Genomic DNA, 26,276 nt, shown 5'->3' with positions numbered 1-26,276 from the left:
CATTAATGATCGGATTGAACACCGCTGCAGTTTACGTTCTGCAAACACTCGGCAGCCTGTACCTGCTGATCATCCTGCTGCGCTTCGTCCTGCAGCTGGTGCGTGCGAACTTCTATAACCCGCTGAGCCAGTTCATCGTGCGCGCCACTCAGCCGCTGCTCAAGCCACTGCGCCGTATCATCCCAAGCGTGTTCGGGCTGGACATGTCGTCGCTGGTGTTGGCGATCATCGTGCAAATGGTTCTGATCGCACTGACTCTGTTGCTGGTATTCGGCACCACGGGTGATCCGCTGCACTTGCTGCTCTGGTCCATCATCAGCGTGACCGCGCTGTTCCTGAAGATTTTCTTCTTTGCCCTGATTATCAGCGTGATCCTGTCGTGGGTCGCACCGGGCAGCCATAACCCTGGCGCGGAGCTGGTCAACCAGATCTGCGAGCCTGCACTGGCGCCGTTCCGCAAGATTGTTCCCAGCTTGGGCGGCCTGGACATCTCGCCGATCCTGGCGTTTTTGGTGCTCAAGCTGCTGGACATGCTGGTCATCAACAACCTGGCCGCCATGAGTGACATGCCAAACGTGCTGCGTTTGCTGATGTAATCAGTCAGCCCCGGTTACACGCCGACCTGCTCGCCAAGGCTGACGGGCGGTTGGCCCATCTGGCGCAATGGTTGGACTCTCTGAACTGTCTACCCAGTGACCTGTGTGATCGACTCAAGTCACTTTTTCGCCCTTACGGCGACCTGCTTTGATGGGGTCAAAGCAGGCAAACCCTCAGGCTCCGGTTGGGTCCGCCTGCGGCAGATTCCTTCTCCCTGACCCTGATCCGGCGGTCGCCGCAACGGGCCATCCATGGCCCGGTGCGGCTCAATCTCCTGAGCAAACGGAACGCCGCCCATCTCACTTTGTAGTCGGGAGACGGACTTTGGTGGGACAGCTTGCTGGACAATGCTGATGAACTGCCAGTACCGCTCGCGAGGATGAATCAAGCTCTCCGGACCGCCACAAACATTCACTTATTGCCGCTGCCCCCCACGGTCTTTAGACTTACGCCTCATTCAAGCGAGAGCAGGGTCGATGCCCACGGTCTTCCCACATGATTCTGTCGGTCTGATCACACCGCAACTGGCGCATTTCAGCGAGCCTCTGGCGTTGGCATGCGGCCGTTCGTTGCCTGCTTACGATCTGATTTACGAAACCTACGGCCAACTCAACGCCACGGCCAGCAACGCCGTGCTGATTTGCCACGCGCTGTCCGGGCACCATCATGCCGCAGGCTTTCATAGCCCTGACGACCGCAAGCCCGGCTGGTGGGACAGTTGTATTGGCCCAGGCAAGCCTATCGACACCAACAAGTTTTTCGTCGTCAGCCTCAACAATCTGGGTGGCTGCAACGGTTCGACCGGCCCAAGCAGCATCGACCCGGACACCGGCAAGCCGTTCGGCGCCAACTTCCCGGTGGTAACCGTGGAAGACTGGGTCAACAGTCAGGCCAGACTGGCCGACGTGCTGGGCATTGCACAGTGGGCAGCCGTCATCGGTGGCAGCCTGGGCGGCATGCAGGCGCTGCAATGGACCATCAGTTACCCGGATCGCGTGCGCCACTGCCTGGCAATTGCTTCGGCGCCCAAACTGTCGGCACAAAACATCGCCTTCAACGAAGTCGCACGTCAGGCCATCCTCACTGACCCCGAGTTTCACGGCGGTTCGTTCCAGGAGCGCGGCGTGATCCCCAAGCGCGGCCTGATGCTCGCGCGCATGGTCGGGCACATCACCTATCTGTCCGATGACTCCATGGGTGAAAAATTCGGGCGTGGTCTGAAGAGTGAAAAGCTCAATTACGACTTCCACAGCGTCGAGTTTCAGGTGGAAAGTTACCTGCGTTATCAGGGAGAAGAATTCTCCGGGCGCTTTGACGCCAACACCTACCTGCTGATGACCAAGGCGCTGGATTACTTCGACCCCGCCGCCAACTTCAATGACGATCTGGCCAAGACCTTCGCCAACGCGACGGCCAGGTTCTGCGTCATGTCGTTCACCACTGACTGGCGCTTCTCGCCTGCCCGTTCACGCGAACTGGTCGATGCGCTGATGGCTGCTCGCAAGGACGTCTGCTATCTGGAAATCGACGCGCCGCAAGGGCACGACGCCTTTCTGATACCGATCCCGCGCTACTTGCAGGCTTTCAGTAATTACATGAACCGGATTTCGTTGTGAGGATGTCATGAGAGCCGATCTGGAAATCATCCAGGAATGGATCCCCGCAGGCAGCCGAGTGCTCGACCTGGGCTGTGGTGACGGCGAACTGCTGACCTGGCTGCGCGATAACAAGCAAGTCACCGGTTACGGGCTGGAAAACGACGCCAATAACATTGCCGAGTGCGTCGCCAAAGGCATCAACGTCATCGAGCAGGACCTCGACAAGGGGCTGGGCAATTTCGCCAGCAACAGTTTCGATGTAGTGGTGATGACCCAGGCTCTGCAGGCTGTGCATTACCCGGACCGAATTCTCGACGAAATGCTGCGGGTCGGACGCCAGTGCATCATCACCTTTCCCAACTTCGGTCACTGGCGCTGCCGTTGGTATCTGGCGAGCAAGGGCCGCATGCCGGTGTCCGAGTTTCTGCCCTACACCTGGTACAACACGCCGAACATTCACTTCTGCACCTTTGAAGACTTCGAAGCCCTGTGCCGCGAACGCGATGCGCAGGTCCTCGACAGGCTGGCCGTCGACCAGCAGCACCGTCATGGGTGGGCGAGTAGGCTCTGGCCTAACCTGTTGGGTGAAATCGGCATTTACCGGGTCACCAGCCCAGGCCTGTCGGACCACAGGATTGCGGTGTAACGTAGCGTCTTCGAGGAGAACGGCATGCGGTGCCTCGCTGTTTCGCTGCTGATGACCAGCCTGATCGGTCCAGCCCTCGCGGCGGACGCGATCAAGGGCAATCGTCAGGAAACGTTTGGTGAGGTCACCGTTCACTACAACACGTTCAATTCGACAGCCCTGCAGCCAGACATAGCGCGCAACGTTGAAGTGCTGCGCAGCAAGCAGCAGGGCGTGATCAGCCTTTCGATCATTCGAAACGGCAAGCCGCAGGTGGCGCAGGTCAGCGGTACGATCAAAACCCTGACAACCGACCCAGTGGCACTGAGCTTCAAGCAGATCCACGAGTACGGCGCAGTCAGCTACATCGCGCAGTACCCTGTACCTCAACAGGAAATACGCATTTTCGAGATCATCGTCCAGACGGGCGGTGACACCCACCGTTTCAGCTTCAATCAGGAACTCTTTCCGGGCCAATGATGAACCTTACTCAACTTGTATTGGCCAGCCACAACGGCGGCAAACTCAAAGAACTGCAGGCCATGCTCGGCGGCAGCGTCACGCTGCGCTCGGTCGGCGAATTCAGCCAGGTAGAGCCAGAAGAGACCGGCCTGTCCTTTGTCGAGAACGCCATTCTCAAGGCACGTAACGCGGCGCGCCTGTCGGGCTTGCCCGCGTTGGCTGACGATTCCGGACTGGCAGTGGACTTTCTCGGCGGAGCGCCGGGCATTTACTCCGCTCGCTACGCCGACGGCCAGGGCGATGCCGCCAACAACGCCAAGCTGCTTGAGGCGCTGAAAGACGTGCCCGACGAGCAGCGTGGCGCTCAGTTCGTGTGCGTGCTGGCGCTGGTGCGGCACGCCGATGACCCGTTGCCGATCCTGTGCGAAGGCCTATGGCACGGGCGCATCCTGCATGCGGCCAGTGGCGGACATGGCTTCGGCTATGACCCGTTGTTCTGGGTGCCTGAGCGTGAATGCTCGAGTGCTGAATTGAGCCCTGTCGAGAAAAACCAGCTCAGCCATCGGGCACGTGCCATGGTGCTGTTGCGTCAGCGTCTGGGCCTGCAATGATCCACGATCCGTCTGCACAGCCGCTGTTTCTCGGCGAGGCCGGCTTCTCGTCCGAGCCCCCGCGGCCTGCATTGCCACACTTGCCGCCTCTGTCGTTGTACATCCACATCCCGTGGTGCGTGCGCAAATGCCCGTACTGCGATTTCAACTCTCACACTGCAAGCCCTGTGCTGCCGGAACAGGAATACGTCGACGCGCTGCTCGCCGATCTGGACCTGGACCTGCCGCATGTCTATGGCCGTGAACTGCAGTCGATATTCTTTGGCGGCGGCACACCCAGCCTGTTCAGCGCCGAGGCGCTGGGGCGCCTGCTCAAGGGTGTGGAACAGCGCATCCGCTTTGCCAGCGACATCGAGATCACGCTCGAAGCCAATCCTGGCACTTTCGAACAGGCCAAATTCAGCGCCTATCGCGCGCTGGGCATCAATCGGCTGTCGATCGGGATCCAGAGCTTTCAGGAGTCAAAGCTCAAGGCGCTGGGCCGCATCCACAATGGCGACGAAGCCATTCGCGCGGCGGACATGGCGCGTCAGGCCGGTTTCGACAACTTCAATCTGGACCTGATGCATGGCCTGCCGGATCAGTCGCAGGACGAAGCGCTGGGCGACTTGCAGCAAGCCATTGCCTTGGCACCCACCCATCTGTCCTGGTATCAGCTGACGCTGGAGCCCAATACGGTGTTCTGGAATCAACCGCCGGTGCTGCCAGAAGACGACATTCTTTGGGATATTCAGGAAACCGGTCAGCAACTTCTGGCCACTCATGGGTATGCGCAATACGAAGTTTCCGCATACGCCCAGCCGGGCAAGCCCGCACGGCACAACCTGAATTATTGGGCATTCGGGGATTTCATCGGTATCGGCGCTGGGGCACATGGCAAGTTGAGTCATCTGGACGGACGTATTTTCCGAACATGGAAGACCCGCTTGCCCAAGGATTACCTCAACCCGGACAAGCCCTTTCAGGCCGGCGCCAAGCTGTTGCCACTGGATGAATTGCCCTTTGAATTCCTGATGAACGCGTTACGACTGACAAATGGTGTAGAGGCTGCATTATTTCGTGAAAGAACCGGTCTAAGCGTCGACTCGCTGGCCAGTGCCCGCAAACAGGCCGAACAACGCGGTCTGTTGCTTGATGATCCGCAACGTCTGGTCGCGACGCCGCAAGGCCAGCTATTCCTCAATGACCTGCTGCAATACTTTCTGATCTAAGGACCCTGCATGGATTTCGTACTTGATCTGCTCGCCACCGTCTCGCGCTGGAGTCGCAGCAACCTTTCGGAAATCGCGCTCGCCCTGGTGGGCTGCCTGCTGGTGCTGTTCGGGTCGGACGTCAAAGGCTGGATCGAACAGCGTATTGGCAGCATGACCGGCGCATTGCGCATCCCGCTCATTGCCTTGCTGTGCACCGTCGGCAGTGGCCTGGCGCTGATCTACGCCACACCTTGGGTGATCCGTGGCCTGAGCCAGTTCAACAACTACAGCCTCGCACCGGTGCTGCTGGTCGTGCTGGTGTTGATCGGGGTGATTGCAGACAGGAAATGATGTCGATGTTGCGGACTGAAAGGCGCTGTTCCAGTCCGCAAACAGTAGATTGTTCAGATGCCAGGCATCAATCGACCTTTTCGAATTTCAAATCCCAGACGCCGTGCCCAAGACGCTCGCCACGGCGTTCGAACTTGGTGATCGGACGCTCGGTCGGACGCGGAACATACTGATTGTCCTCGGCCTGATTGCGATAGCCCGGCGCTACGCTCATGACTTCGAGCATGAACTCGGCGTAAGGGCCCCAATCCGTGGCCATGTGGAACACGCCGCCCACTTTCAGCTTGCTGCGCACCAATGCAGCAAACTCAGGCTGCACGATACGTCGCTTGTGGTGACGGCTCTTGTGCCACGGGTCCGGAAAAAACAGCATCAGTCGGTCGAGGCTGTTATCGGCGATGCAACGGTTCAGCACTTCGATAGCGTCGCAATCGTAGACACGGACGTTGGTCAGGCCCTGAGTCAGCACACCATTAAGCAGCGCGCCTACGCCCGGGTAATGCACCTCGACACCGATAAAGTCGTGTTCCGGCGCAGCGGCCGCCATTTCCAGCAACGATTGCCCCATGCCGAAACCGATTTCCAGCGTGCGTGGCGCGGAGCGGCCAAATACCTGGTCGAAATCGACCGGTGCGTCAGTCAACTCCAGGCCGAACTGCGGGCGCCCCTGGTCCAGACCGCGTTGCTGGCCTTCAGTCATCCGGCCAGCGCGCATCACGAAACTCTTGATGCGGCGGTGATGGCGCTCTTCGCCTTCTTCGGTAGCAGGCGACTCGGGGTGCGGAACGTGCGAATCAGTCATCAACGGGCTCTTACTTGATCAGGCCATCCAGCGGCGAAGATGCGCTGGCATAGAGTTTTCTGGGCATACGCCCGGCGAGGTACGCCAGACGACCGGCAATTACAGCGTGCTTCATGGCTTCAGCCATCATGATCGGCTGCTGGGCATGAGCGATGGCCGAGTTCATCAGTACGGCTTCACAGCCCAGCTCCATGGCGATGGTGGCGTCGGAGGCAGTACCGACACCGGCATCGACCAGCACCGGAACTTTGGTTTCTTCCAGAATGATCTGCAGGTTGTAGGGATTGCAGATCCCGAGGCCGCTGCCAATCAAACCAGCCAGCGGCATGATCGCGATGCAGCCGATTTCCGCCAGTTGACGGGCAATGATCGGATCATCACTGGTGTACACCATCACGTCGAAACCGTCTTTTACCAGCACTTCAGCGGCTTTCAGGGTTTCGATCACGTTAGGGAACAGGGTCTTCTGGTCGGCGAGCACTTCCAGCTTCACCAGATTGCGCCCGTCGAGCAGCTCGCGGGACAGGCGGCACGTGCGCACGGCCTCGACCGCGTCGAAGCAGCCAGCCGTGTTCGGCAGAATGGTGTAGCGGTCAGGCGGCAGTACATCCAGCAGGTTCGGCTCGCCAGGGTTCTGCCCCAGATTGGTACGACGCACGGCAACCGTTACAATCTCGGCCCCCGAGGCCTCAATGGCCAGGCGGGTCTGCTCCATGTCGATGTATTTGCCGGTGCCAACCAACAGGCGCGACTCAAAGGTCCGGCCGGCCAGAACGAATGGCTTGTCGCTGCGAACATTGCTCATCAGGGATCCTCTCAACTTGCAGAATGGGGCATTGCCATGCGGAGCTGCGAACTAGCCGCCGCCAATGGCATGGACCACTTCGACCTGGTCACCTTCGGACAGCACGGTGGTCGCATGCTGACTGCGCGGCACGATATCCAGGTTCAGCTCTACGGCCACCCGGCGTCCGGCAAGGTCCAGACGGGTCAACAATGCCGCGACGGTTTCGCCATCGGGCAATTCAAAGGATTCACCGTTCAACTGAATGTGCATGCGACAGCAGCCATCATTTTAGGGGGCCAGCATTCTAGCCCGATCAGCCGGTATGACCAAGGCAAAGCCACGCCATTCGTCTCAGGGCGCAGAACCGAGTCGCCATGCCGCCAGGCCCAACGTCGCCCAGCCAAACAAAAACGCCAGCCCGCCAAACGGCGTGATGATGCCCAGCTTGCTGATACCGGTCAGGGTCAGCGCATACAGGCTGCCCGAGAACAGCAGAATGCCGAGCGCGAAGGAAAACCCGGCCCAGGTGACCAGCCGCCCCGGAAGCTGAGCTGCCAGTACCGCGACCCCCAGCAATGCCAGAGCGTGCACCAATTGATAGAGCACGCCAGTCTGGAAGATCGCCAGGTATTCCGCAGTCAGACGGCCTTTAAGGCCGTGAGCGGCAAAGGCACCCAGCGCCACGCCCGTGAAGCCGAAGAAAGCGGCCAGCATCAAAAAGCTACGAAGCATCGATAACTCCAGTGAAAAATCGTCCTGAGACGCACGGTCTGTATAATGGCCCGCTCAACGGGTTCGGCCAAGCCATCTCTATGCTGCAGTCTCTCCTTCGTCGCATCGTCAAAGCCCTGCTGTGGTTCGCAGCGGGCAGTGTCATTCTGGTTTTGATCCTGCGCTGGGTTCCGCCACCGGGCACGGCGTTGATGGTCGAACGCAAGATCGAATCCTGGGTCGACGGCGAGCCGATTGACCTGCAGCGCGACTGGCAGCCGTGGGACAAGATTTCCGACAACCTGAAAATTGCGGTCATTGCCGGCGAAGATCAGAAATTCGCAGAGCATTGGGGTTTCGACGTCGATGCCATTCAGGCCGCCATCCTGCACAACGAACGCGGCGGTTCGATCCGTGGCGCCAGTACGCTGAGCCAGCAGGTGTCGAAGAACCTGTTCCTGTGGTCCGGCCGCAGCTACCTGCGCAAAGGGCTTGAAGCGTGGTTCACGATGCTCATCGAGCTGCTATGGTCCAAGGAGCGCATCCTTGAGGTCTACCTCAACAGTGTCGAATGGGACGAAGGCGTATTCGGCGCTCAGGCCGCCGCGCAACATCACTTCAGGGTCAACGCCAGCGCCCTGTCCACTCAGCAGGCCAGCTACCTGGCCGCCGTCCTGCCCAACCCGCGCCAGTGGAGTGCCAGCCACCCCAGCAGCTATGTCTCACGCCGCGCCGGCTGGATCCGCCAGCAGATGCGCCAACTGGGTGGCAGTGACTATCTGGCCAATCTGAACAACAGCCGCCGTTTCTGACGGCCTGCTCTATCTGATTGACCGCTTGCATCTGTTCAAACGCGCATGGGCACCTTTTACTCCCACACACAAAAACGCCCCGATCAGATCGGGGCGTTTTGCGTTGCCGGTTCGCTTCAGGCAGCGATCGACGTCTTGAGCTTGTTCATCGCGCTCTTTTCGAGCTGACGAATACGCTCTGCGGAGACGTTGTACTTCTGCGCCAGGTCGTGCAGCGTAGCTTTCTCTTCAGCCAGCCAGCGCTGATAAAGAATGTCACGGCTGCGCTCGTCCAGTACGTCCAACGCCTGATGCAGATTGGCAGTGGAGTTGTCGGTCCAGTCGGAATCTTCCAACTGACGTGCCGGATCGTAGCGATGGTCTTCCAGGTAATTGGCTGGCGACTGAAAGGCACTGTCATCGTCAGCTTCGGCTGCCGGGTCGAACGCCATGTCGTGGCCGGTCAAACGGCTTTCCATCTCGCGCACTTCACGCGGCTCGACACCCAGGCTTTCGGCGACGCGATGCACTTCGTCGTTGTTCAGCCAGGCCAGACGCTTTTTCTGACTGCGCAGGTTGAAGAACAGCTTGCGCTGCGCCTTGGTCGTGGCGACCTTGACGATCCGCCAGTTGCGGAGAATGAACTCGTGAATCTCTGCCTTGATCCAGTGAACGGCGAACGACACCAGACGCACGCCCATTTCTGGATTGAAACGTTTCACAGCCTTCATCAGGCCGACATTGCCTTCCTGGATCAGATCAGCCTGAGCCAGACCGTAACCCGAATAACTGCGAGCGATGTGCACGACAAAACGCAGGTGAGCGAGGACCATCTGACGAGCTGCGCCCAGATCCTGCTCATAGTAGAGACTCTCAGCCAGTTCACGCTCCTGCTCGGGCGTCAGCAATGGAATGCTGTTGACCGTGTGCACATAGGCCTCAAGGTTCGCACCCGGCACTAAGGCATAAGCAGGTTGCAAAGAAGTGGTCATACGAAAAAACCTCCAGCGCACATGAATGTGCAGTTCAGCATTGCCAAATTGACTTTGGAACCGCTAGACAAGTTCCTACATTTTCATAAGCCAATGGGTGAAACAAAATTTAGCTCTACCGTGGCGCCAGCTCACGCAAGTGGCGGGCGACCGCAATCCAAGCACCGATATACCCTAACAGGACCGCTCCGAGCAAGAGCGAAAGACCATCGCTCATCGGCACGCCCGCCAGCGCAAAATCACTCCCATAAAGACCCGCGAGCCCGACAACCGCGCCATTCAGCCAGTTCAGGCCATACGCAAGAACGCCCCAGGACAGTATCCCCGCGCCAAAGCCATACAGCGCGCCCATATAAAGGAAAGGCCTGCGAACGTAGCTGTCGGTACCGCCCACCAGCTTGATCACTTCGATCTCGGTGCGGCGGTTTTCGATGTGCAGACGTATTGTGTTACCAATTACCAACAGCAAAGCCGATACCAGCAAAACCGTCAAGCCAAAGACGAACCGATCACCCAGCTTGAGGATGGCCGCCAGTCGCTCGACCCATACCAGGTCAAGCTGCGCCTGTTGCACCTTGGGCAATTCGGCCAACCGGGTACGCAAGGCTTCAAGCGCGGGCTTGTCCACTTCATCCGGGGTCACCAGTACGACGCCCGGTAACGGGTTTTCCGGCAGCTCCTTGAGCGCCTCCCCCAGGCCGGACTGCTGCTGGAACTCACTCAAGGCCTGAATGCTGCTGATGTATTCCGCATCTGCGACGCCAGGCATGGCCTTGATCTCATCGCGCATCCGCGTGCCATCAGTGGTACTGGCATCCAGGTCAAGGTAAATCGAGATCTGCGCAGCACGCTGCCAGGAACCGCCCAGGCGCTCGACATTGCTCAACAGCAATGACAGGCCCATCGGCAGACTCAAGGCAATCGCCATCACCAGACAGGTAAAGAAGCTGCCGATGGGCTGTTTGCCCAGGCGGCGCAGGCTGTCCACCAGACTGGAGCGGTGACTCTCGATCCAGGCCGACAGCAATGCACTGAAGTCCGGGCCGTCGTCGTCATGGTCCTGACGCTGTTTTTTCTTTTTGGGCGGAACCGGGTCGGCAGGTTTCGGCGCTACGCGCTCCGACACTTTGGGGCTGCGTGTGGCACTCATACGCCAGCCTCCCCGTCACCGATCAGACGACCGCGTTGCAAAGTCAGCATGCGGTGACGCATACGGGCGATCAACGCCAGATCGTGACTGGCGATCAGCACGCTGGTGCCCAGTCGGTTGATGTCTTCAAACACACCCATGATTTCAGCCGCCAATCGTGGATCGAGGTTACCGGTCGGTTCGTCTGCCAGCAGCAAGGCGGGCCGGTGAACGATGGCGCGAGCAATACCAACGCGCTGTTGCTGCCCGGTGGACAGATCGCCCGGATACAGCTCGGCCTTGTCCGACAGCGCCACACGGTCCAGCGCCGAGTCGACGCGCTTGGCGATTTCAGGCTTGGACAAGCCAAGGATCTGCAGCGGCAGCGCGATGTTGTTGAACACCGTACGGTCGAACAGTAACTGGTGATTCTGAAACACCACGCCAATCTGACGGCGCAGGAACGGAATCTGCGCGTTGCTGATCTGCCCCAGATCCTGACCGGCCAGCATCAGTTTGCCGGTTGTAGGGCGTTCCATGGCCAACAACAGGCGCAGCAGTGTGCTCTTGCCAGCACCGGAGTGACCGGTGACAAACAGAAATTCACCGCGACGTACTCGAAAGCTCAGCTCGTGCAACCCGACATGTCCATTCGGGTAGCGCTTGCCGACCTGCTCGAAACGAATCATGGACGCTCCCGCTCCGCAAACAACGCTTGAACAAAGGGTTCTGCTTCGAAAGTGCGCAAATCGTCGATGCCTTCACCCACGCCGATGTAACGGATAGGCAGCCCGAATTGCTTGGCCAGGGCGAAGATCACGCCGCCTTTGGCCGTACCATCCAGTTTAGTCAGCGCCAGACCGGTCAGCGTGACCGTCTGGTTGAACTGTTTGGCCTGATTGATGGCGTTCTGGCCAGTGCCTGCATCAAGCACCAGCAGGACTTCATGCGGGGCGTCAGCGTCCAGCTTGCCGATCACGCGGCGAACCTTCTTCAACTCCTCCATCAGGTTGTCCTTGGTGTGCAGACGGCCCGCGGTGTCGGCAATCAGTACATCCACGCCGCGCGCCTTGGCAGCCTGCACGGCATCAAAGATGACCGAAGCGGAATCGGCACCCGTATGCTGGGCAATGACCGGAATCTGATTACGCTCACCCCAGACTTGTAACTGCTCGACGGCAGCGGCGCGGAACGTGTCACCCGCCGCCAGCATGACTTTCTTGCCTTCCAGTTGCAGCTTTTTGGCCAGCTTGCCAATTGTGGTGGTCTTGCCTGCGCCATTGACGCCTACGACCAGAATCACGAAGGGCTTGTTCTCGGATTTGATCACCAATGGCTGCTCGACCGGCTTGAGCATCGCGGCCAGCTCACCCTGCAGCGAGGTGTACAGCGCCTGAGCGTCGGTCAGCTGTTTGCGAGCCACTTTCTGGGTCAGGCTCTGGATGATGACCGAGGTCGCCTCGACACCGACGTCTGCGGTAAGCAGTCGGGTTTCGATTTCTTCAAGCAGGTCGTCATCAATTGCTTTCTTGCCCAGAAACAGGCTCGCCATGCCTTCGCCGATGCTGGCACTGGTTTTCGACAAGCCTTGCTTGAGGCGGGCGAAAAAGCCGACCTTTCCGGCTTCAGGTTCTTGAACCGTGGCGGGAGCAGCAGCCAGCTCCTGAGCAGGCTCTATCGGCAACGGAACTGGCTGGGCGGCGACGGGCTCGGGAACTGGCTCTGGCTCTGGCTCTGGCTCTGGCTCTGGCTCGACTTCAGGCTCCAGCAGTATCGGCTCGGGCACGCTGACAGGCACGATATCGTCGACAGGTTCCAGCTCAGGCTCTGCCGGCGCGCGCTCAACCGGCTCGGGTGCAGCCTGAATGTGGCCGTACTGAGGAATCGAAGGCGTTACATGCGGCTCACGCTCATCGCTGAAAGACACAGGCTCTTCGGCAACAGGCAGCGTCAGCCAGGGTTGCGGCGACGGCTCACCCGGCTCGATAGACGGCTGCGGCTCAGCCGGCATGGCGGCGGCAACGTCCACCGGCTGGGGCAGAGGTTCAGGTACGGGCACAGAGGCAGACGCTGGCTCGACCGGCGGCGTCGCTTCAAGCACCGGATCGGGCTGCACCGGCACGGATTCCTGAGTGGCGGGTTCGGCTTCCTGCGGTTTTTTACGCAGCCATCCGAACAGGCCTTTCTTTTCTCCAGCCGCGGCTGGGGTCTTCTTGTCGTCGTTGGAACCAAACATGGAGGACGGCTATCTCAAGGTTGCGGGACGCCCATGGGCGCCTCGGGAAATTCTGGCATGCAAAACAGACTGCGTTCAGGGCCGCTTGTTCACTGGCAGCCCCCTGTACGGGTATCGTTTACCCGCGTTTTCAACAGGTTTCACTCGCATTTGACCAGTGAAGGCTGTTTCTGATGCAAACGGACCAGTATCCTAACACCCCCGCGCCCGCTGACGCTAAGTTCAAGCAGGCCGTCCTACAGGTTCAAACTACGAATGAATGCTTTAGCCCGCCGCGCCGCAGGCCTGCTGCTCAGCACAATTTGTCTGCCTCTGACAGCAATGGCTGCCGACCCGCAACCGACCCATGAATTCACGCTCGACAATGGCCTCAAGGTCGTCGTCCGCGAAGACCATCGCGCTCCCGTGGTGGTCTCCCAGATCTGGTACAAGGTCGGCTCCAGCTATGAGACGCCCGGCCAGACCGGTCTGTCCCATGCGCTTGAACACATGATGTTCAAAGGCAGCAGCAAGACCGGACCGGGGGAGTCCTCACTGATCCTGCGCGACCTTGGTGCTGAAGAGAACGCGTTCACCAGTGACGATTACACCGCCTACTATCAAGTGTTGGCCCGCGACCGTCTGAGCGTGGCCCTGGAACTTGAAGCCGACCGTATGGCAACTCTCAAGCTTCCACCTGATGAGTTCAGCCGCGAAATCGAAGTCATCAAGGAAGAGCGCCGCCTGCGCACCGATGACAAGCCGACTGGCAAGGCTATCGAACGCTTCAACGCAATGGCCTACCCTGCCAGCGGCTACCACACGCCAACCATCGGCTGGATGGCCGATCTTGAGCGTATGAAAGTCGAAGAGCTGCGTCACTGGTACGAATCCTGGTACGCACCGAACAACGCGACTCTTGTGGTAGTGGGCGATGTGAAGCCGGATGAAGTCAAAGCTCTGGCTGAGCGCTTCTTCGGTGCCATACCGCGCCGCGACGTCCCACCGTCGAAAAAGCCGCTCGAACTGGCAGAGCCTGGCGAACGCAAGATCACCCTGCATGTGAAAACCCAACTGCCGAGCCTGATCTACGGTTTCAACGTGCCCAGCGTGGCCACCGCTGACGATCAGCGTTCGATCAATGCACTGCGCCTGATCGCCGCGCTGTTGGACGGCGGTTACAGCGCACGCATCCCGAGCCGCCTTGAGCGCGGCGAAGAACTGGTGTCTGGCGCCTCGTCGCGTTACGACGCGTTCACCCGCGGTGACAGCCTGTTCATGATCAGTGCCACGCCCAATACGCAAAAGAAGAAGACCCTGGCTGACGTTGAAGCCGGTATCTGGCGCCTGCTCGATGACTTGAAAACCAAGGCTCCTTCAGCTGAAGAGCTGGAGCGTGTGCGGGCGCAGGTCATTGCAGGCGTGGTGTACGAGCGTGACTCGATTACCAGCCAGGCCACCATGATCGGCGAACTCGAAACAGTTGGCCTGTCGTGGCGGCTGATGGACGAAGAGCTGGAGGCCCTGCAGAGCGTGACCCCGCAAGACATTCAGAAGGCCGCCAACACTTATTTCACCCGTGAGCGCCTCAGCGTTGCGCACGTTCTGCCTGAGGAGAAAGCCAAATGATCAAGCGCACTGCTCCACGTCATGCGCTGCTTGGCCTGATACTAGCGGCCTCGCTCGGCGCTTTTGCTGCCCACCCGGTGTTGGCAGACGACGCCGCAGCGACCGACCCAGCCCAGGCTGCGCCCGCGCTGGGTAGCCAACTGGAGTCGCTCAAGGAACTGGACGGCAAGGCTCCGGCCCGCCGCGCGTTGAACATTCAGACCTGGAACACCGCAGAGGGCGCCAAGGTTCTGTTCGTCGAATCCCGCGAGCTGCCTATGTTTGACATGCGCCTTATTTTTGCCGCAGGCAGCAGCCAGGACCAGAAAAGCCCAGGTATCGCCCTGCTGACCAACGCCATGCTGAACGAAGGGATCAAAGGCAAGGACGTCAACGCTATTGCCCAGGGTTTCGAAGGCCTTGGTGCTGACTTCGGCAACGGCTCTTACCGGGACATGGCGGTGGCTTCGCTACGCAGCCTGAGTGCTGCCGACAAGCGCGAACCGGCGTTGAAGCTGTTCAGCGAAGTCGTCGGCAAACCTGTATTCCCGGCTGAAGCGCTGACCCGCATCAAAAACCAATTGATCGCCAGCTTCGAATACCAGAAGCAGAACCCTGGCGCGATTGGCAGCAAAGAGCTGTTCAAGCATTTGTATGGCGATCATCCGTATGCTCATCCGAGCGACGGCGATGCCAAGAGCATCAATGCGATAACGCTCGCACAGCTCAAGGCTTTCCACGCCAGGGGCTACGCGGCGGGCAACACCGTCATTGCACTGGTAGGCGACCTGTCACGTGACGAAGCGCAAGCCATTGCGGCACAGGTTTCGGCATCGTTACCAAAAGGCCCGGCGCTGGAAAAGGTTGCCGAGCCTGTTGAACCCAAGGCAGGCACTACACACATCGAGTTCGCGTCCAACCAGACCCACCTGATGCTTGCGCAACTGGGCATCACCCGCAATGATCCGGACTACGCTGCACTCACCGTCGGCAACTCGGTACTCGGCGGCGGTGGCTTCGGCAGTCGCCTGATGACAGAAGTACGGGAAAAGCGCGGCCTGACCTACGGCGTGTCCTCAGGCTTCACCGCGATGCAGGTTCCGGGGCCTTTCATGATCGGCTTGCAGACCCGCGCCGAGATGAGCGAAAACACCTTGAAACTGGTTCAGGAAATCGTGCGTGACTTCCTGGCCAACGGCCCGACCCAGAAAGAACTGGACGACGTGAAGCGCGAACTGACCGGCAGCTTCCCGCTGACGGCGGCCAGCAACTCTGCAATCGTCGGGCAGTTGGGTGCCATTGGCTTCTATGACCTGCCGCTGACCTATCTGGAAGACTACATGGCCGCCGCGCAAAGCGTGACGACCGAACAGGTCAAGACCGCGATGCGCAAGCACCTGGACCCGGACAAGATGGTCATCGTCACCGTCGGCCCGACCGTAGAGCAAAAACCACTGCCTGCGCCCACCGACAAGCCCACCCGCCAACCTGTAGGGGTCCCGGAACACTGATGGCCAATCCACGTCCGAAGGGCCATAACGGCCTGGGTCAGCTTCGTATCATCGGCGGCGAATGGGGCAGCCGTCGCCTGACCTTCCCTGATGCACCCGGTCTGCGCCCGACCCCTGATCGTGTGCGCGAAACACTGTTCAACTGGCTGGCGCCTTACATTGCAGGCGCCAAAGTGCTGGATGTGTTCACCGGCAGTGGCGCGCTGTACTTCGAAGCGCTGTCACGCGGCGCCAGCATGGGCCTTGCGCTAGATAGCAACGCTGCGGCCATTGCCAGCCTGCGCCAGAACCTCACCGCCTTGAATTGCACCACCGGTCAGGTCTCCCAGACAGACGCGTTGCGTCATCTGGAAACCGCCGTTGCGTCGCCCTTCGACGTTGTGTTCCTTGATCCGCCCTTCCATCAGGGGCTGCTGGCCTCGGCCTGTACCCTGCTGGAAACTCGTGGCTGGCTGGCGGAGAACGCCTGGGTGTACACCGAAAGCGAAACTGCCCCGTCTACTACAGGCCTCCCCGCCAGTTGGCGACTGCACCGCGAGAAAAAAGCCGGACAGGTGTATTACGCGCTTTGGCAGCGAGGGTAGTTCGGTCGTTTTCTGTATTCGCCCTGCCTGGATGTTGCGCTGTCTATCTACACCCCCTCTTACATCGCGTGCCACTTAGTGGCACCGTAGGACATGTCAGCCCCTGAACCCGTTACCGAGCAAGGCCGTGCCTACACACCCGTCATCTCTTCCATCTTGCGCCCCTTTCGTCGCTGCATCGGGCTTGGGCAACCCGCATCTGCAAACCCTGTGGGGCCCGCTGTGGCGCAAGAGCACGTTGCTGGAGCGCACGCGTGAGCGCATGTGGCTGGAAGACGGGGATTTTCTCGATCTGGACTGGCATGGACCTCATCAGGTCGATGCGCCGCTGGTGCTGGTGCTGCACGGCCTGACGGGCTCGTCGAACTCGCCCTACGTTGCCGGCTTGCAGAAGGCAATGGCCGCACAGGGTTGGGCCAGCGCGGCGTTGAACTGGCGGGGATGCTCCGGCGAACCAAACCTGCTGTCGCGCAGTTACCACTCGGGGGCGAGCGAGGATCTGGCGGAGGTCGTCACTCATCTGCGCTCACTGCGTCCCCTGGCGCCTTTATACGCTGTGGGGTACTCGCTGGGTGGCAACGTGCTGCTCAAGTACTTGGGCGAGTCCGGCGCGCAGAGCGGCCTGCTCGGCGCGGCTGCGGTGTCGGTGCCGTTTCGCCTGGACGAGTGCGCCGACCGCATCGGGCAAGGGTTCTCGAGGGTTTACCAGCGGCATTTCATGCGCGAGATGCTGACTTACATTCGCGTCAAACAGCATCGTTTCCAGCACGAAGGCCTCAGCGAGGGGCTGGCTGAGCTGGCTGCACTGGGCTCGCTGGAGAACATGCGTACCTTCTGGGACTTTGATGGTCGTGTGACCGCACCCTTGCACGGATTCACAGACGCCCAGGATTACTACCGCAGGGCGTCCAGCCGTTATTACCTCGGGCAGATCCAGACACCAACGTTGATCATCCAGTCCAGTGACGACCCGTTTGTCTTTCCGCACAGCCTGCCGGAGCCCAGCGAACTCTCGTCCTGCACAGAATTCGAACTGCACGCCAAAGGCGGGCATGTGGGCTTCGTCGAGGGTTCGCTGCGTAACCCGAGTTACTACCTTGAACGTCGTATCCCGCTGTGGCTGACCACGGCTCTTGAGCGGGATAAAGGCCTGGGACAAAACTGACGCCGGATCAGCTGGCGCCGGTTGCTACCTCACGTGTCGGATCGGTGATCCACTCACTCCACGACCCTGCATACAAAGTTCCCAACGGATACCCGGCGAGGCACAGGGCAAACAGGTTATGGCAGGCCGTGACACCGGACCCGCAATACGACACCAGGCTTTCGGGCGGCCGATCCTGCAGCTTCTCGGCAAAGCGTGTCTTGAGCGCATCGGCAGGCAGAAAGCGACCGTCCGGGCCCAGGTTTTCGTTGAAAGCTGCGCATTGAGCGCCGGGGATGTGACCTGCGACAGGATCGATCGGCTCGACTTCACCGCGAAATCGCGCTTCGGCACGGGCGTCGATCAAGGTCAGCTCAGGACGGCCAAGGCGGCCGTGCAACCGACTGGCGCCGAGCACCAACGACATATCAGGTTCGCCCGTGAAATCGCCTGGCGCATTGCCTGCGCCATCAAGGCTTAGCGGCAAGCCCGCTGCGTGCCAGGCTTTCAGGCCGCCATCCAGCAGATAGACGCCCTCACGCCTGCCCATCCAGACCAGCAACCACCAGGCACGTGCCGCATACATGCCGGGGCCGTCGTCATACAGCACGACATCGCTGTCGACGTTGATGCCCCACGCCTGAAAACGCTGCAACAAGGTGGCAGGTTCTGGCAAAGGGTGACGTCCGGTCTTGCCTTTGCTGACCGGCCCGCTGAGGTCGCGTTCAAGGTCAGCAAAGGAAGCGCCTTCGATATGCCCCTGGGCGTAACTGCGCTGTCCGTAATCAGGGTCTTCCAGAGCAAAACGACAATCGAGAATCACCAACCCTGGCGTTTTCTGGCGTGCCGCCAGGTGCTCGGGACTGATCAGTTGCGCGATAGACATGACACACTCCTGTGGCAGAAAACTGAATGAACCGGCCCCTTGCCCGCTGTGAACTCATCCCAGGACCTTGTGGATCGGAGCATGGAACGCCTCGCACAATGCCTCGAACTCTTCACGGGACTGAGGAGCAATGAAACCTGATTCGAGCATAAGCGCCTGGTAGACACCTCGTCGAATGGCATCTTGATCGAGCTGTGTGGATTGCTCGCGTGTGGTGCACAGAAACCGCACCCAGGAGGTCAGAACGATCCAGGTATTGAGGCTCATCCATTCGATCTGCGCCTCATTCATTTGCAGAATGCCTGCGTCGATAAACGCCTGATAGATCGCCTTGGCCCGCAACAGACAGTTCTGGCAAAAAAGCCGGTAGCGCGCAGCCAGTTGCGGGTCCGCACTCAGCAGGTGCTCAAGGTCACGGTGCAGAAAGCGATAGCGCCACATGGCATCCAGCACGGCAAGAAAGTAGTCACGTTTACCTGCGATGGTCGGCAGGCGATCCACCGGTAAAACCATGAAGCTGGTCACCAGCGCTTCGTACTCGCCGAACAGCTGGGCGATGATCGCCTGCTTGTGCGGGAAGTGGTAATACAGATTGCCCGGCGAGATTTCCATGTGCGCGGCAATGTGATTAGTGCTCACACTGCGCTCGCCCTGCTCATTGAACAGTTCCAGACTGACCTGCACGATACGTTCACGGGTTTTGGTACGCGGTGCCATGCTGGGCTCTTGTCCTGGTGAGATGCGGGCGATAGTAGCGTAAGCGCTGCTGTAACGGACGAACGGCGGTTGATTGACTTTCTAGAGCACTGACTCTAAAACATTCGAAATACCCCACGGGTTTCGTCGATGCCTGCCCACCTTCCGGTTCAATACTCTCCTATGCCGCCTGATGAAATGGAAGCGGCCTTTGCCGCGCAGCGCGCAGCTTTTGCCGCCAACCCCATGCCCTCCGCGGCGCAACGTTTGCAGTGGCTCGAGCAGTTGGGCGAATTGCTGAGCACTCATCGCCAAGCCCTTATCGAAGCCATCAGCCAGGACTTCAGTCATCGCAGCGCTGACGAAACCCGGTTGGCAGAACTGTTGCCCAGCCTGCTCGGCATCAGAGACGCCCGTAAACAGCTCAAGCGCTGGATGAAACCTTCGCGACGGCATGTTGGACTGGTCTTTCAGCCTGCGTCAGCCAGGGTGGTGTACCAGCCGCTCGGTGTTATCGGGGTGATCGTGCCGTGGAACTACCCGTTGTTTCTGGCGATAGGGCCATTGATCGGGGCTTTGGCGGCAGGCAACCGGGTCATGCTCAAGCTCAGCGAGTCCACGCCTGCGACCGGAGCGCTGCTTCAACAGCTGTTCGCCAAAGCCTTTGCGCAAGACCTGGTCACCATCGTACTGGGCGAGGCCGACGTCGGCATGGCCTTTTCGCGCCTTCCGTTCGACCATTTACTGTTCACGGGAGCGACCAGCATCGGCAAACACGTGATGCGGGCAGCAGCCGAAAACCTGACACCTGTGACTCTGGAACTGGGCGGCAAATCACCGGCCATCGTGTCTCACGATGTGCCGCTGGCAGATGCCGCCGAACGTATCGCATTTGGCAAAACCCTGAATGCCGGACAAACCTGTATCGCACCGGATTACGTGCTGGTCCCTGAAGACCGCATTGAAGACTTCGTCAAGGTCTACAGCCAGACCGTGAAGCGGTTTTACCCTCAGCTGACTGATAACCCTGACTACACAGCGATCATCAATGAGCGTCAGTTGGCGCGGCTGACGCATTATCTCGACGACGCAGCGCTCAAGGGTGCGACTGTCATCAACCTTTATGAGCAGGGACAGGCCAGACGCATGCCGTTCAGTGTGTTGCTGAACGTCAGCGATGACATGCTTGTCATGCAGGATGAGATTTTCGGCCCGCTGCTGCCAATCGTGCCTTACGACACGATCAATGATGCGCTGGCCTATATCAACCGTCGTCCTCGCCCGCTGGCGCTCTACTATTTTGGCTACAACAGAGCGCAACAACAGCATGTGCTGGAACACACCCACTCTGGAGGCGTGTCGATCAACGACACCCTGATGCACGCAGCGCAAGACGATCTGCCCTTCGGCGGCATTGGTCCTTCAGGCATGGGGCGTTACCACGGGCGAGAGGGCTTCCTCACATTCAGTCAGGCCAAGGCGGTGTTCATCAAACAGCGTTTCAATGCGGCGCGCCTGATCTATCCACCTTACGGAAAGGCTCTACAACGCCTGGTGTATAAAATATTTTTGCGCTGAGCCTGTTGACCGCGCCAAGTGTCGATCGCCCCAAAATAGGCGTTGTGGCGCCGATTTTGGCCGATAATCGGCGCAATACGACTTTTTATCACTGTGCCCAGACTTGGCCCGTCGGGAAGGCTGCGATACCATCCGAGTCCCACAACGGACTCCGACCAGGACGACGCGATGAACCGAGTGTTGTACCCAGGCACCTTCGACCCTATTACCAAGGGCCATGGAGATCTGGTCGAACGCGCCTCGCGCCTGTTCGACCAAGTGGTCATTGCCGTTGCCGCCAGCCCCAAGAAAAACCCTCTGTTCCCGCTGGAACAGCGCGTCGAGCTGGCCCGCGAGGTCACCAAACACTTGCCAAACGTTGAAGTCGTGGGGTTTTCCACACTGCTTGCGCAGTTTGCCAAGGAACAGAACGCCAACGTCTTTTTACGCGGCCTTCGTGCGGTGTCGGACTTCGAATATGAATTTCAGCTCGCGAACATGAACCGTCAACTGGCACCGGACGTCGAAAGCCTGTTCCTGACGCCGTCTGAACGTTACTCGTTCATTTCCTCGACGTTGGTGCGTGAGATCGCGGCGTTGGGCGGTGATATCACCAAGTTCGTGCATCCTGCTGTCGCTCAGGCACTGACTGAACGCTTCAAGCAGTAACATCACGCACGATCCTGCAGGTGCACACAGAAGCCTAATGCGGCACAATTCGCCGCATTGGTTTTCATATGCCCCGGCGTCGGCCGCGGCAGGAGCATTTCATGTCCCTTATCATCACCGACGATTGCATTAACTGCGACGTCTGCGAACCCGAGTGCCCGAACGAGGCGATTTCACAAGGCGAGGAGATCTACGTGATCAATCCGAACCTGTGTACCGAATGCGTGGGTCACTACGACGAGCCGCAATGCCAGCAGGTCTGCCCTGTTGACTGCATCCCGCTGGATGAAAATCACGTCGAAAGCAAAGACCAACTGATGGACAAGTACCGGATCATCACCAGCAAGGCTTGATTCCCCAGGCAAGAGCGCGTGCAGCGCTCACTGCGTAACGCCCTGCTCTGAATGCCTTATTCCTGCTTGCCGTAACCATCGCCGGTGCAACCCAGGCAGCGTACGAATGCCGCTTTGCCCGGATCGACCACCAGTGCCTTGCCCGTCGCCCCAAGATTGCCGCCCGCTGCTGCAAACGGCGCGGCGATCACAAACAGGCCGGTGCCAATAATCGTGGCAGCAATCAACAATGGTCGAGCGATGACCAGATCGCCAATCATGGCGTACGCGGGTGGGTTCTGGATGGTGTAGACAGGGTTGCCACTGCCCGCGGGAATACTTGCCGCAAAGGCAGGTAAAGCCTCTAAGCCAACAAAAAGCGCCAGAGTGGCAGCAAGGGTACGAAACGGGCTCATGGCGTGGTCCTTCAGGCGTGGCAGAGAGTTTTGCCCATCACTATAAACAGCGATCAAGCTTAAGCAAGGCCCGGAGCATTTCAAGAACCTGCCAGCAAGCGTCTAACGCTGGCACTTGGGGCAATACACGCTTGCCCGCTGCCCAAGCTTGACCTCCCGCAGCGTGCTGCCGCAGACCTTGCAGGGTTGATCACCCCGGCCATAGACAAACAGCTCCTGCTGGAAGTAACCAGGCTTGCCGTCACCGCCGATGAAATCACGCAGGGTCGTGCCGCCTCGTTCAATGGCATAGGCCAGAATACGTTTGATTTCCAAAGCCAGCTTCAAATAGCGCGCCCGTGAAATGCTTTTCGCTTCTCGGCGCGGATCGATGCCCGCAGCGAACAGCGCTTCGGTTGCATAGATATTGCCCACCCCAACGACCACGGCGTTGTCCATGATGAACGGCTTGACGGCAATCGACTTGCCGCGAGACCGCTCATACAACCGTTCGCCGTCGAACAGATCGGTTAATGGCTCCGGCCCCAGGCGAATCAGCAATTCATGTCCCAGCGGATCAAGGCTCCAGAGCATCGCGCCAAACCGACGAGGGTCGGTGTAACGCAAGGCCAGCCCCGACTCAAGCTCGATGTCCACATGTTCATGCTTGAGCGCAGGCAGACCTGCTTCGACCAGACGCAGATTGCCCGACATGCCCAGATGACTGATGAGCGTACCCACTTCAGCCTTGATCAACAGGTACTTGGCACGCCGACTCACTTCGACGATGCGCTGCCCAGAGAGGCGCACATCAAGATCTTCAGGGATTGGCCAACGCAAACGGCTGTCGCGGACGATCACCCGACTGACACGCTGCCCTTCAAGATGGGGCGCAATGCCGCGTCGGGTGGTTTCGACTTCTGGTAATTCAGGCATGGAAAACTCGGTCGTACGGAAAGAAAAGACCAGCGTCGCGCAGAATCAGCGCGCGCCCAGTTCGCGAATGCTTTCCCTCAGGTATTCAAAGTCATATTCGGACAACCCCACGTAATCCAGCACCAACGCGCCAATGCTGTCCCATTCATGGTCTTCGCCCTGGTTGCCCAGTACACGGTAAGACTGGCAGATGTGCTCGGCCATCTTGAGGGGCGCCAGCAAGTTCTTCAGCGGTGCATTACGGCTGGTGTCGTCCTGAAAAATTGCCAGCGCGTTGTGGTGATTGGCTATCGCCTCGGTCACATGCTCGGGCAGGCGCCATGATTTGGCAGTGTAATAGCCGACCACTGAGTGATTGGTGTCGAAACGGGCATTCTCGGTATCCACGACACGGCATTCAGGCCCCGCGTTGGCGTAAGCCTCTTCGAGCACCGACATGTAGTCCGGGAAGCGCTTGAGCATCAACGGAATGCCGCAATCATGAAACAACCCCAGCGCGTAGGATTCGTCCACTGTTTGTGAGCCGATACGCTTGGCCAGCGTCAGGCTGGTCATCGCAACGTCCTGAGCGGTGTCCCAGAATCGATTGAGCGTAACGATGGTTTCGTCGGTCATCTCGCCTTTGATCGACTGGGCGTTGATCAGGTTGATCACCGTACGACTGCCCAGCAGATTCACCGCTTTCTGAATCGAGGCAATCTTGTTGGAGAGACCGTAATGAGGCGAATTGACGATTTTCAGCAGCGCCCCGGACAGACCAGGATCCTGCGCGATCAGACGGGCAATAGCCCCCAGATCAGGATCAGGCATGTACTGCTCCATCTGTAGATCCACCATGATCTGGGGCTGCGGCGGCACACTGATGCCCTGCAAGGCCTGCTGAATCTGCTCTGAAGTTAGCTCTGGGGACATAGGTATTCACTCGCGGTCAGAGCTCGATTCTGCCCCCTCGGCAGGCAACGGTCCATCATCATTACATGACATTTTCCGGGAACTTCGCCTGAAACAGAGCTTCGGACTCTGTGTAACCAGCGCGTCTGGCGCCCTCACGAAGGCGCGCCACGCGACCCCTGAAGCCCGACAATGGAGGATCCCATGTCCCTTGCACTCACTGGCAAACACGTCGCAATTCTTGTAACCGATGGTTTCGAGCAGGTCGAACTGACCGGTCCCAAAAAAGCGCTGGAGGACGCAGGCGCTACTGTAAAAATCCTGTCCAGCCAGGAAGGCCAGGTCAAAGGCTGGAATCACGACAAGCCTGCCGACGACTTCAAGGTCGATGGCACGTTCAAAGCCGCTAATATCGATGACTACGACGCTGTCGTGCTACCGGGCGGCGTGCAGAACTCCGACACCATTCGTCTGGACAGTGACGCGCAGAATATCGTCAAACGCATCGACGCCTCGGGCAAGCCGCTGGCGGTAATCTGCCACGGCGGCTGGCTGCTGATCTCGGCCAATCTGGTCAGCGGCAAGACCATGACCAGCTACAAGACGCTGAAAGACGATCTGGTCAATGCCGGCGCAAAATGGGTCGACGAGAAAGTTGTGACTGACGGCATGCTGATCAGCAGCCGCCAGCCTGACGATGTGCCAGCCTTCAGCAGCAAGCTGATTGAAGCGCTGTCGCAATAATCGGCTGTGTTAATTCGCGTCATCCCGGCGCACAGCCGGGATGACGCGCTATAATCCCGCTCTTTTTTCAGGAGCGACGTCATGTCCCTGCCTAGCTTGCGCCTCAAAGCCAACGCCGACCGCCGCCTGCGCGCCGGTCACCTGTGGGTCTACAGCAATGAAATCGATGTAGCTGCCACCCCTCTGAACGGCTTTGCGGCAGGCGATCAAGCGCTGCTCGAAGCAGCTGGCGGCAAGCCGCTGGGCATCGTCGCCATGAGCCCCAACAACCTGATCTGCGCACGCCTGCTGTCACGCGACATCAAGCTGCCGCTCGACAAGTCGCTGTTTGTGCATCGCCTGAACGTGGCGCTGTCGTTGCGTGAACGCCTGTTCGACAAGCCGTTCTATCGCCTGGTTTACGGTGACTCCGACCTGTTGCCAGGCCTGGTGGTGGACCGTTTCGGTGACATCCTCGTCGTCCAGCTGGCCTCGGCCACCATGGAAAACCACAAGGAAGACATCGTCGCTGCGCTGGTTCAGGTAATCAAACCCAGTGGCATCCTGTTCAAGAACGACTCGGCCGCACGCGATGCCGAAGGCCTTACCCGTTACGTCGAAACCGTCTTTGGTCTGGTACCGGAATGGGTCGCACTGGAAGAAAACGGCGTCAAGTTCGAAGCTCCGGTCATGGCTGGACAGAAAACCGGCTGGTTCTACGATCACCGCATGAACCGTGCGCGCATCGCTCCGTATGTCAAAGGCAAGCGCGTGCTTGACCTGTACAGCTACATTGGCGGCTGGGGTATTCAAGCAGCGGCCTTCGGTGCCAGCGATGTAACCTGTGTCGACGCGTCGTCCTTCGCCCTGGATGGCGTGGAGCGCAACGCAGCACTGAATGGCTTTGCAGAAAAGCTGACCTGCATCGAAGGTGACGTGTTTGAAGCGTTGAAAGAACTGAAAGCCAGCGAGGAGCGTTTCGACGTGATCGTCGCCGACCCGCCTGCGTTCATCAAACGCAAAAAAGACATGAAGAACGGCGAAGGCGCCTACCGTCGCCTGAACGAGCAAGCCATGCGCCTGCTCACCAAGGACGGCATCCTCGTCAGCGCCTCCTGCTCGATGCATCTGCCGGAAGACGACCTGCAGAACATTCTGCTCACCAGCGCCCGCCATCTGGATCGTAATATCCAGCTACTGGAACGCGGCGGTCAGGGTCCGGACCATCCGGTGCACCCGGCAATTGCCGAAACGCGCTATATCAAGAGCATCACCTGCCGGTTGCTGCCTAACAGCTGATCGGGTGTTCGGGCCGGCAGGGAGCTGGCCCGACAAACGTTTCTGCCCAACATGTCCCGGCGGCTCACTCCGCACTGTATCGAAACACTCCGATACACCCCTTCCCAGACGCGATATATAGATAACGCCGTGCGCTTTTCTCTGCTGATAAATTATCAGCGTCCTGTCAGTAAACACCCAC

General features: G+C 59.3%; 30 protein-coding genes. 17 read left to right on the top strand and 13 right to left on the bottom strand.

Going from position 1 to position 26,276, the window contains the following annotated elements; all coding sequences use genetic code 11:
• Positions 1-5: 5 nt before the first annotated feature.
• From KDX37_RS01830 to KDX37_RS01800, 7 genes are all read left to right on the top strand, one after another.
• Positions 6-596: a YggT family protein gene (locus tag KDX37_RS01830; protein WP_231650928.1), complete on the top strand. Its 591-nt coding sequence runs from the start codon at positions 6-8 to the stop codon at positions 594-596.
• 477 nt (positions 597-1,073) lie between these two features.
• Positions 1,074-2,213, top strand: coding sequence for a homoserine O-succinyltransferase MetX (gene metX / locus KDX37_RS01825; RefSeq protein WP_231650927.1), 1,140 nt, complete (start codon positions 1,074-1,076; stop codon positions 2,211-2,213).
• A 7-nt stretch (positions 2,214-2,220) separates the two neighbouring features.
• Complete coding sequence (gene metW, locus KDX37_RS01820) at positions 2,221-2,841, top strand: methionine biosynthesis protein MetW (RefSeq protein ID WP_231650926.1); 621 nt, start codon at positions 2,221-2,223, stop codon at positions 2,839-2,841.
• Positions 2,842-2,865: 24 nt separating this feature from the next.
• On the top strand, positions 2,866-3,300 hold the full coding sequence (locus tag KDX37_RS01815) for a DUF4426 domain-containing protein (protein WP_231650925.1): 435 nt from the start codon (positions 2,866-2,868) through the stop codon (positions 3,298-3,300).
• Positions 3,297-3,893: an RdgB/HAM1 family non-canonical purine NTP pyrophosphatase gene (rdgB, locus tag KDX37_RS01810; protein ID WP_231650924.1), complete on the top strand. Its 597-nt coding sequence runs from the start codon at positions 3,297-3,299 to the stop codon at positions 3,891-3,893. Before KDX37_RS01815 ends, rdgB begins: the two co-directional genes overlap by 4 nt.
• Positions 3,890-5,104 (top strand): radical SAM family heme chaperone HemW, encoded by a 1,215-nt coding sequence (hemW, locus tag KDX37_RS01805; RefSeq protein ID WP_231650923.1) that lies wholly within the window; start codon positions 3,890-3,892, stop codon positions 5,102-5,104. Before rdgB ends, hemW begins: the two co-directional genes overlap by 4 nt.
• A gap of 9 nt (positions 5,105-5,113) precedes the next feature.
• On the top strand, positions 5,114-5,437 hold the full coding sequence (locus KDX37_RS01800) for a DUF3392 domain-containing protein (RefSeq protein WP_231650922.1): 324 nt from the start codon (positions 5,114-5,116) through the stop codon (positions 5,435-5,437).
• A 67-nt stretch (positions 5,438-5,504) separates the two neighbouring features.
• On the opposite strand, the gene trmB is transcribed toward KDX37_RS01800, so the two are convergent.
• The 4 genes from trmB to KDX37_RS01780 form a co-directional block, all read right to left on the bottom strand.
• On the bottom strand, positions 5,505-6,152 hold the full coding sequence (gene trmB, locus KDX37_RS01795; RefSeq protein WP_231651016.1) for a tRNA (guanosine(46)-N7)-methyltransferase TrmB: 648 nt from the start codon (positions 6,150-6,152) through the stop codon (positions 5,505-5,507).
• A 97-nt stretch (positions 6,153-6,249) separates the two neighbouring features.
• Positions 6,250-7,044, bottom strand: a complete 795-nt coding sequence (locus KDX37_RS01790; protein ID WP_231650920.1) for a thiazole synthase — start codon at positions 7,042-7,044, stop codon at positions 6,250-6,252.
• A gap of 51 nt (positions 7,045-7,095) precedes the next feature.
• Positions 7,096-7,296: a sulfur carrier protein ThiS gene (thiS, locus tag KDX37_RS01785; RefSeq protein ID WP_231650919.1), complete on the bottom strand. Its 201-nt coding sequence runs from the start codon at positions 7,294-7,296 to the stop codon at positions 7,096-7,098.
• Between the two features lie 81 nt (positions 7,297-7,377).
• On the bottom strand, positions 7,378-7,758 hold the full coding sequence (locus KDX37_RS01780) for a DUF423 domain-containing protein (RefSeq protein ID WP_231650918.1): 381 nt from the start codon (positions 7,756-7,758) through the stop codon (positions 7,378-7,380).
• Between the two features lie 80 nt (positions 7,759-7,838).
• Here KDX37_RS01780 and mtgA point away from each other — a divergent pair, with 80 nt between their 5' ends.
• Positions 7,839-8,549 carry a monofunctional biosynthetic peptidoglycan transglycosylase gene (mtgA, locus tag KDX37_RS01775; protein ID WP_231650917.1) on the top strand — a complete coding sequence of 237 codons (711 nt, stop codon included), beginning with the start codon at positions 7,839-7,841 and terminating at the stop codon, positions 8,547-8,549.
• Between the two features lie 116 nt (positions 8,550-8,665).
• Here the strand turns inward: mtgA and rpoH are convergent, their stop codons facing one another.
• From rpoH to ftsY, 4 genes are all read right to left on the bottom strand, one after another.
• Positions 8,666-9,520, bottom strand: coding sequence for an RNA polymerase sigma factor RpoH (rpoH, locus tag KDX37_RS01770; protein ID WP_024689060.1), 855 nt, complete (start codon positions 9,518-9,520; stop codon positions 8,666-8,668).
• Between the two features lie 115 nt (positions 9,521-9,635).
• Positions 9,636-10,670 (bottom strand): permease-like cell division protein FtsX, encoded by a 1,035-nt coding sequence (ftsX, locus tag KDX37_RS01765; protein ID WP_231650916.1) that lies wholly within the window; start codon positions 10,668-10,670, stop codon positions 9,636-9,638.
• Positions 10,667-11,338, bottom strand: coding sequence for a cell division ATP-binding protein FtsE (gene ftsE, locus KDX37_RS01760; RefSeq protein ID WP_003411930.1), 672 nt, complete (start codon positions 11,336-11,338; stop codon positions 10,667-10,669). The genes ftsX and ftsE overlap by 4 nt, the downstream gene beginning before the upstream one ends.
• Entirely contained in the window at positions 11,335-12,885 is a 1,551-nt protein-coding gene (gene ftsY, locus KDX37_RS01755; protein WP_231650915.1) for a signal recognition particle-docking protein FtsY, read from the bottom strand. The genes ftsE and ftsY overlap by 4 nt, the downstream gene beginning before the upstream one ends.
• A gap of 255 nt (positions 12,886-13,140) precedes the next feature.
• Between ftsY and KDX37_RS01750 the strand changes: the two genes are divergently transcribed.
• The 4 genes from KDX37_RS01750 to KDX37_RS01735 all read left to right on the top strand — a co-directional run bounded on the left by KDX37_RS01750 (position 13,141) and on the right by KDX37_RS01735 (position 17,732).
• Positions 13,141-14,493 (top strand): M16 family metallopeptidase, encoded by a 1,353-nt coding sequence (locus tag KDX37_RS01750; RefSeq protein ID WP_231650914.1) that lies wholly within the window; start codon positions 13,141-13,143, stop codon positions 14,491-14,493.
• On the top strand, positions 14,490-15,983 hold the full coding sequence (locus KDX37_RS01745) for a M16 family metallopeptidase (RefSeq protein ID WP_231650913.1): 1,494 nt from the start codon (positions 14,490-14,492) through the stop codon (positions 15,981-15,983). Before KDX37_RS01750 ends, KDX37_RS01745 begins: the two co-directional genes overlap by 4 nt.
• On the top strand, positions 15,983-16,567 hold the full coding sequence (rsmD, locus tag KDX37_RS01740; RefSeq protein WP_231650912.1) for a 16S rRNA (guanine(966)-N(2))-methyltransferase RsmD: 585 nt from the start codon (positions 15,983-15,985) through the stop codon (positions 16,565-16,567). The genes KDX37_RS01745 and rsmD overlap by 1 nt, the downstream gene beginning before the upstream one ends.
• Before the next feature lie 127 nt (positions 16,568-16,694).
• On the top strand, positions 16,695-17,732 hold the full coding sequence (locus tag KDX37_RS01735) for a hydrolase (RefSeq protein WP_231650911.1): 1,038 nt from the start codon (positions 16,695-16,697) through the stop codon (positions 17,730-17,732).
• Positions 17,733-17,739: 7 nt separating this feature from the next.
• Here the strand turns inward: KDX37_RS01735 and KDX37_RS01730 are convergent, their stop codons facing one another.
• Positions 17,740-18,597, bottom strand: coding sequence for a sulfurtransferase (locus KDX37_RS01730; RefSeq protein WP_231650910.1), 858 nt, complete (start codon positions 18,595-18,597; stop codon positions 17,740-17,742).
• A 54-nt stretch (positions 18,598-18,651) separates the two neighbouring features.
• The gene (locus tag KDX37_RS01725) at positions 18,652-19,314 is read right to left on the bottom strand and encodes a TetR/AcrR family transcriptional regulator (RefSeq protein ID WP_231650909.1); all 663 of its coding nucleotides are present in this window, start codon (positions 19,312-19,314) and stop codon (positions 18,652-18,654) included.
• 129 nt (positions 19,315-19,443) lie between these two features.
• On the opposite strand from KDX37_RS01725, the gene KDX37_RS01720 reads away from it, so the two are divergent.
• From KDX37_RS01720 to KDX37_RS01710, 3 genes are all read left to right on the top strand, one after another.
• Positions 19,444-20,871 carry a coniferyl aldehyde dehydrogenase gene (locus tag KDX37_RS01720; protein ID WP_231650908.1) on the top strand — a complete coding sequence of 476 codons (1,428 nt, stop codon included), beginning with the start codon at positions 19,444-19,446 and terminating at the stop codon, positions 20,869-20,871.
• A gap of 168 nt (positions 20,872-21,039) precedes the next feature.
• Positions 21,040-21,519, top strand: a complete 480-nt coding sequence (gene coaD, locus KDX37_RS01715; protein WP_231650907.1) for a pantetheine-phosphate adenylyltransferase — start codon at positions 21,040-21,042, stop codon at positions 21,517-21,519.
• 101 nt (positions 21,520-21,620) lie between these two features.
• Positions 21,621-21,872: a YfhL family 4Fe-4S dicluster ferredoxin gene (locus KDX37_RS01710; protein ID WP_231650906.1), complete on the top strand. Its 252-nt coding sequence runs from the start codon at positions 21,621-21,623 to the stop codon at positions 21,870-21,872.
• Between the two features lie 56 nt (positions 21,873-21,928).
• Here KDX37_RS01710 and KDX37_RS01705 read toward each other — a convergent pair whose 3' ends face one another.
• The 3 genes from KDX37_RS01705 to KDX37_RS01695 form a co-directional block, all read right to left on the bottom strand.
• Positions 21,929-22,267 carry a multidrug transporter gene (locus KDX37_RS01705; RefSeq protein ID WP_231650905.1) on the bottom strand — a complete coding sequence of 113 codons (339 nt, stop codon included), beginning with the start codon at positions 22,265-22,267 and terminating at the stop codon, positions 21,929-21,931.
• Between the two features lie 102 nt (positions 22,268-22,369).
• Positions 22,370-23,182: a bifunctional DNA-formamidopyrimidine glycosylase/DNA-(apurinic or apyrimidinic site) lyase gene (gene mutM / locus KDX37_RS01700; protein ID WP_231650904.1), complete on the bottom strand. Its 813-nt coding sequence runs from the start codon at positions 23,180-23,182 to the stop codon at positions 22,370-22,372.
• Between the two features lie 45 nt (positions 23,183-23,227).
• Complete coding sequence (locus tag KDX37_RS01695; RefSeq protein WP_231651014.1) at positions 23,228-24,040, bottom strand: HDOD domain-containing protein; 813 nt, start codon at positions 24,038-24,040, stop codon at positions 23,228-23,230.
• 237 nt (positions 24,041-24,277) lie between these two features.
• On the opposite strand from KDX37_RS01695, the gene KDX37_RS01690 reads away from it, so the two are divergent.
• Both KDX37_RS01690 and KDX37_RS01685 read left to right on the top strand, forming a co-directional pair.
• Positions 24,278-24,817: a type 1 glutamine amidotransferase domain-containing protein gene (locus tag KDX37_RS01690; protein ID WP_231650903.1), complete on the top strand. Its 540-nt coding sequence runs from the start codon at positions 24,278-24,280 to the stop codon at positions 24,815-24,817.
• Between the two features lie 81 nt (positions 24,818-24,898).
• Complete coding sequence (locus tag KDX37_RS01685; RefSeq protein ID WP_231650902.1) at positions 24,899-26,095, top strand: class I SAM-dependent rRNA methyltransferase; 1,197 nt, start codon at positions 24,899-24,901, stop codon at positions 26,093-26,095.
• The last annotated feature ends 181 nt before the right edge of the window (positions 26,096-26,276 follow it).

Origin of the sequence: Pseudomonas californiensis (assembly GCF_021147775.1) — a bacterium.
In the GTDB taxonomy this organism is placed as follows: Bacteria; Pseudomonadota; Gammaproteobacteria; order Pseudomonadales; family Pseudomonadaceae; genus Aquipseudomonas; species Aquipseudomonas californiensis.
The sequence above is the reverse complement of the archived record's forward strand: the minus strand, read 5'-3'. Positions and strand labels throughout refer to the sequence as shown.

What these genes read in the sequence shown, in the direction of transcription:
- KDX37_RS01780 (WP_231650918.1), bottom strand. Translation starts at nt 7,758, where the DNA reads ATGCTTCGTAGCTTTTTGATGCTGGCCGCTTTCTTCGGCTTCACGGGC.
- rdgB (WP_231650924.1), top strand. Translation starts at nt 3,297, where the DNA reads ATGATGAACCTTACTCAACTTGTATTGGCCAGCCACAACGGCGGCAAA.
- metX (WP_231650927.1), top strand. Translation starts at nt 1,074, where the DNA reads ATGCCCACGGTCTTCCCACATGATTCTGTCGGTCTGATCACACCGCAA.
- KDX37_RS01720 (WP_231650908.1), top strand. Translation starts at nt 19,444, where the DNA reads ATGCCTGCCCACCTTCCGGTTCAATACTCTCCTATGCCGCCTGATGAA.
- KDX37_RS01690 (WP_231650903.1), top strand. Translation starts at nt 24,278, where the DNA reads ATGTCCCTTGCACTCACTGGCAAACACGTCGCAATTCTTGTAACCGAT.
- coaD (WP_231650907.1), top strand. Translation starts at nt 21,040, where the DNA reads ATGAACCGAGTGTTGTACCCAGGCACCTTCGACCCTATTACCAAGGGC.
- KDX37_RS01790 (WP_231650920.1), bottom strand. Translation starts at nt 7,044, where the DNA reads ATGAGCAATGTTCGCAGCGACAAGCCATTCGTTCTGGCCGGCCGGACC.
- KDX37_RS01745 (WP_231650913.1), top strand. Translation starts at nt 14,490, where the DNA reads ATGATCAAGCGCACTGCTCCACGTCATGCGCTGCTTGGCCTGATACTA.
- KDX37_RS01800 (WP_231650922.1), top strand. Translation starts at nt 5,114, where the DNA reads ATGGATTTCGTACTTGATCTGCTCGCCACCGTCTCGCGCTGGAGTCGC.
- hemW (WP_231650923.1), top strand. Translation starts at nt 3,890, where the DNA reads ATGATCCACGATCCGTCTGCACAGCCGCTGTTTCTCGGCGAGGCCGGC.
- mtgA (WP_231650917.1), top strand. Translation starts at nt 7,839, where the DNA reads ATGCTGCAGTCTCTCCTTCGTCGCATCGTCAAAGCCCTGCTGTGGTTC.
- KDX37_RS01705 (WP_231650905.1), bottom strand. Translation starts at nt 22,267, where the DNA reads ATGAGCCCGTTTCGTACCCTTGCTGCCACTCTGGCGCTTTTTGTTGGC.
- trmB (WP_231651016.1), bottom strand. Translation starts at nt 6,152, where the DNA reads ATGCGCGCTGGCCGGATGACTGAAGGCCAGCAACGCGGTCTGGACCAG.
- metW (WP_231650926.1), top strand. Translation starts at nt 2,221, where the DNA reads ATGAGAGCCGATCTGGAAATCATCCAGGAATGGATCCCCGCAGGCAGC.
- mutM (WP_231650904.1), bottom strand. Translation starts at nt 23,182, where the DNA reads ATGCCTGAATTACCAGAAGTCGAAACCACCCGACGCGGCATTGCGCCC.
- KDX37_RS01830 (WP_231650928.1), top strand. Translation starts at nt 6, where the DNA reads ATGATCGGATTGAACACCGCTGCAGTTTACGTTCTGCAAACACTCGGC.
- ftsE (WP_003411930.1), bottom strand. Translation starts at nt 11,338, where the DNA reads ATGATTCGTTTCGAGCAGGTCGGCAAGCGCTACCCGAATGGACATGTC.
- ftsX (WP_231650916.1), bottom strand. Translation starts at nt 10,670, where the DNA reads ATGAGTGCCACACGCAGCCCCAAAGTGTCGGAGCGCGTAGCGCCGAAA.
- ftsY (WP_231650915.1), bottom strand. Translation starts at nt 12,885, where the DNA reads ATGTTTGGTTCCAACGACGACAAGAAGACCCCAGCCGCGGCTGGAGAA.
- rsmD (WP_231650912.1), top strand. Translation starts at nt 15,983, where the DNA reads ATGGCCAATCCACGTCCGAAGGGCCATAACGGCCTGGGTCAGCTTCGT.
- rpoH (WP_024689060.1), bottom strand. Translation starts at nt 9,520, where the DNA reads ATGACCACTTCTTTGCAACCTGCTTATGCCTTAGTGCCGGGTGCGAAC.
- KDX37_RS01750 (WP_231650914.1), top strand. Translation starts at nt 13,141, where the DNA reads ATGAATGCTTTAGCCCGCCGCGCCGCAGGCCTGCTGCTCAGCACAATT.
- KDX37_RS01815 (WP_231650925.1), top strand. Translation starts at nt 2,866, where the DNA reads ATGCGGTGCCTCGCTGTTTCGCTGCTGATGACCAGCCTGATCGGTCCA.
- KDX37_RS01730 (WP_231650910.1), bottom strand. Translation starts at nt 18,597, where the DNA reads ATGTCTATCGCGCAACTGATCAGTCCCGAGCACCTGGCGGCACGCCAG.
- KDX37_RS01685 (WP_231650902.1), top strand. Translation starts at nt 24,899, where the DNA reads ATGTCCCTGCCTAGCTTGCGCCTCAAAGCCAACGCCGACCGCCGCCTG.
- KDX37_RS01710 (WP_231650906.1), top strand. Translation starts at nt 21,621, where the DNA reads ATGTCCCTTATCATCACCGACGATTGCATTAACTGCGACGTCTGCGAA.
- KDX37_RS01725 (WP_231650909.1), bottom strand. Translation starts at nt 19,314, where the DNA reads ATGGCACCGCGTACCAAAACCCGTGAACGTATCGTGCAGGTCAGTCTG.
- thiS (WP_231650919.1), bottom strand. Translation starts at nt 7,296, where the DNA reads ATGCACATTCAGTTGAACGGTGAATCCTTTGAATTGCCCGATGGCGAA.